Genomic DNA, 3,255 nt, shown 5'->3' with positions numbered 1-3,255 from the left:
TTTTGGACGCGGGTGAGCTCAGCGATGCGCTCGACCGCGTCGGGCTCGTTGGGCGGCTCGACCAAAATCCGGAATTCGTGAGGACGTTCGCGAGCGAAACGCGCGTAGGCCTCAGCGGCGAGCAGAATGCGGTCCTCGACGCTCCCCTCTGCCGCGTAGGCCGGATCCATGTAGACGCGACTCTCCTCGAGCGCCTGCTCGGCCACCGCGGTCAGCAGAGCTGAGCGCCCGCCGACCCGGTTGTAGATGGTCTGCACGACCACGTCGGCTTTTTCGGCGACCGCCTCCAGGGTGAGCGCGTCCACACCCTGGGTGGCGATGATCTCGCGCGCAGCGTCAATGACCATGCGGCGGTTCTCGGCAGCGCGTTGCTGCGTGCGGGTCATCGACGCACGGCCATCGGGTACGGCGGCGGCACTCACAGCAATATTGTAACCTATACAACAGTTGGGATGACTTCCAATATTAGTATCCATTCCATTACTCTGGGGGTCATGATTCGAACAGACCTCACCTTCGCCTCCGCCGAGGGAACCTGCGCCGCCTGGCTCTACACCCCCGACCAGCACTTCGCGGACACTCCGCGGCCCGTGATCGTCATGGCCCACGGCCTCGCCGGCGTCAAAGAGATGCGTCTCGATGCCTTCGCCGAGCGATTCACCGCCGCTGGCTACGCCTGCCTGGTCTTCGATTACCGCCACTTCGGCGCCAGTTCCGGCGAACCGCGCCAACTGCTCGACATCGACAAGCAACTGCAGGACTGGCGCTCGGCGGTCTCGTACGCGCGAACCCTCGACGGCATCGACCCAGACCGAGTTGTGGTGTGGGGCACGTCGTTCGGTGGTGGCCACTCGATCATCACCGCTGCCCAGGACAAACGGATTGTCGCCGCGATCGCGCAGTGCCCGTTCACCGACGGGTTCGCCTCCGCGTTCGCGGTGCCGCCGATCAGTTCGGTCAAGGTCACCGCCTTGGCCCTGCGTGACGTCATCGGTGCGCGGCTCGGACGACCGCCGGTGATGGTGCCGTCCTACGGTCCACCCCGATCAGCAGCCCTGATGTCCTCGCCCGACAGCGTCGCCGGCGTCACCGCGCTTATCCCCGACGGGCTGCACGTACCCAAGGAGGTGGCGGCCCGCTTCGGCCTCGACATCGTGCGCCATTTCCCTGGCCGTCAGGCCCCCAACGTGGCCTGCCCGATCTTCTTCGCCATCTGCGAGAACGACACCGTCGCACCGGCCAAGCCGACGCAGAAGTACGCCGCGCAGGCACCCCGGGGCGAGATCAAGCTCTATGACGCCGGCCACTTCGACATCTACGTCGGCGAACACTTCGAGCGCAACGTCGCCGACCAGCTCGCCTTCCTTACCCGCCACGTCCCCGTCCACTGACCGAATCCACGGCCACATAACCCAAGGAGAATCCATGTCCACGTACAACCTGACCGGCAAGGTCATCCTCATCACCGGCGCCAGCGGCGGCATCGGCACCGCGAGCGCGCACAAGCTCGCCGCGCGGGGCGCCAAGCTGGCTCTGGTCGACCTGTCTGGCGATGCCGTCACTGCGCTCGCCGCGCAGTTGCCGGCCGGAAGTGCACTTCCGATCGCCGCCGACGTCACCGACGTCGATCAGATGACCACCGCCGTCGAGAAGACGGTCGCAGAATTCGGCCGTCTCGATGTCGTGTGGGCCAACGCCGGTATCACCTACGAGCCGCCGGTTACGCTGCTGACCGCCGACCTGGCCCGCTACGAGAAGGTCATCGAAGTCGACCTCCTCGGCGTCGTGCGCACCATCAAGCCCGCCCTGGACCAGATCATCACCAACCAAGGTCAAGTCGTGGTCACCGGATCGGGATACTCGTTCGTCAACGCGATGATCAACTCCGCCTACGGCGCGTCCAAAGCCGGCGTCGAGATGCTCGCCCGCTGCCTGCGCGCCGAGCTCGCCCCGCACGGCGCCTCGGCCAGCGTGCTCTACCCAGGGTGGACCAAGACGTCGATCGCCGAATCCACCCAGACCGACGACATCGTCAATCAGCTCTTCCGCCACGCCTTCCGCGGGCCCCTGGGCAAGATGTCGTCTCCGGATGTCGTCGCCGCCGGCCTCATCCGCGGTCTGCAAAAGCGCTCGCCGCGAATGTTCGCCCCGCGGCCGTGGGCGGCCTACTCCGCGCTGCGCGGCATCCTCAACCCGCTGACCGACGCCGCCGTCGACCGCGACAAAACCATCCACTCCCTGGTCCGCCAGCTCGAAGACAAACGCAACGCCGCCAACGCCTGACCCTCGCATCGCCCGACCGAAAGGACTACCACCAATGCCTAAGTACGACCTTGCTGGACGCACCGTGGTGATCACCGGTTCCACCGGAGGTCTCGGCCGCGCCCTCGCCACGGCGCTGCGGGCTCGCGGCGCCAACCTCGCCCTCCTCGACCTCAACCAAGACTTGGTTGACAAACACGCTGCCGAACTCGGATCGCAATCCGTAGCCCGCGGCTGGGCCGCCGACGTCCGCGACCTGTCCGCCTTGGAACACGCAATGGACGCTGCCGCAGAACATTTCGGCCGCATCGACGTCGTGATCGCCAACGCCGGTATAGCTCCTCCCGCGGTACCGCTGTGGGACCTGGAAGGCAAAGACTTCGAGCGGGCGATCGATATCAACCTCAACGGCGTATGGCGCACATTCCGGGCCGGCATCCCGCACGTTGAGAAGACCAAAGGCTACCTACTGGCTATTTCATCAATGGCCGCATTCGTCCACGGGCCGCTCAACGGCCCGTACTGCGCCGCGAAGGCCGGAGTGTGGGCACTCGCCGATTCCACCCGGCTCGAGCTCCGCGACTGCGGGGTCGGCGTCGGCACTGCCCATCCGACGTTCTTCCCGACACCGATGATGGAACATGTCCACGCCGACCCCGCCGCCAGCGCGGTCTGGGGCGGCAACGAACGCGGCCTGTGGAAGATGGTTCCGCTCAAGGTGGTCGTCGATGCCATCATCGACGGCATCGAGAAGCGATCCGATCTCATCGTCGTACCGAAAAGCCTTGCACTCACTGCACGCATACCGGGCATTGTCCGGCCGTTCGTTGACCGACTCGGATTCCCCGGCACAACGATCCGCGACGCGATCGCACTCGCCGCGGCGCGGGTCGAAGTGTGACTAGCTTTGGAAGCCAACTCATCAGCGACGTCGATCTACGTTGGCTGGCACGAAACGGACGTTCTCCGACGCTGAGCGCGCGCCGTTCGTTC

General features: G+C 65.8%; 4 protein-coding genes. 3 read left to right on the top strand and 1 reads right to left on the bottom strand.

Annotated features, from left to right (window positions below):
- Positions 1–386: TetR/AcrR family transcriptional regulator (locus AC5Y2L_RS28510; protein WP_499940081.1), on the bottom strand; the 386-nt coding region annotated here is incomplete at its 3' end.
- A 108-nt stretch (positions 387–494) separates the two neighbouring features.
- Between AC5Y2L_RS28510 and AC5Y2L_RS28505 the strand changes: the two genes are divergently transcribed.
- From AC5Y2L_RS28505 to AC5Y2L_RS28495, 3 genes are read left to right on the top strand one after another with little or no spacing between them, the layout of a single operon-like run.
- Complete coding sequence (locus AC5Y2L_RS28505; RefSeq protein WP_499940080.1) at positions 495–1,391, top strand: alpha/beta hydrolase; 897 nt, start codon at positions 495–497, stop codon at positions 1,389–1,391.
- A gap of 34 nt (positions 1,392–1,425) precedes the next feature.
- Positions 1,426–2,283: an SDR family NAD(P)-dependent oxidoreductase gene (locus AC5Y2L_RS28500; RefSeq protein WP_499940078.1), complete on the top strand. Its 858-nt coding sequence runs from the start codon at positions 1,426–1,428 to the stop codon at positions 2,281–2,283.
- 34 nt (positions 2,284–2,317) lie between these two features.
- Positions 2,318–3,163 (top strand): SDR family NAD(P)-dependent oxidoreductase, encoded by an 846-nt coding sequence (locus tag AC5Y2L_RS28495; protein ID WP_499940077.1) that lies wholly within the window; start codon positions 2,318–2,320, stop codon positions 3,161–3,163.
- Positions 3,164–3,255 lie beyond the last annotated feature (92 nt).

The sequence above is a fragment of the Mycobacterium sp. NGS66 genome (assembly GCF_059812225.1).
This window is presented reverse-complemented; position numbering and strand designations above follow the sequence as displayed.

Bases quoted from the DNA above. Each gene is read 5' to 3' on its own strand.
- AC5Y2L_RS28495 (WP_499940077.1), top strand. From the start codon at position 2,318: ATGCCTAAGTACGACCTTGCTGGACGCACCGTGGTGATCACCGGTTCC.
- AC5Y2L_RS28505 (WP_499940080.1), top strand. From the start codon at position 495: ATGATTCGAACAGACCTCACCTTCGCCTCCGCCGAGGGAACCTGCGCC.
- AC5Y2L_RS28500 (WP_499940078.1), top strand. From the start codon at position 1,426: ATGTCCACGTACAACCTGACCGGCAAGGTCATCCTCATCACCGGCGCC.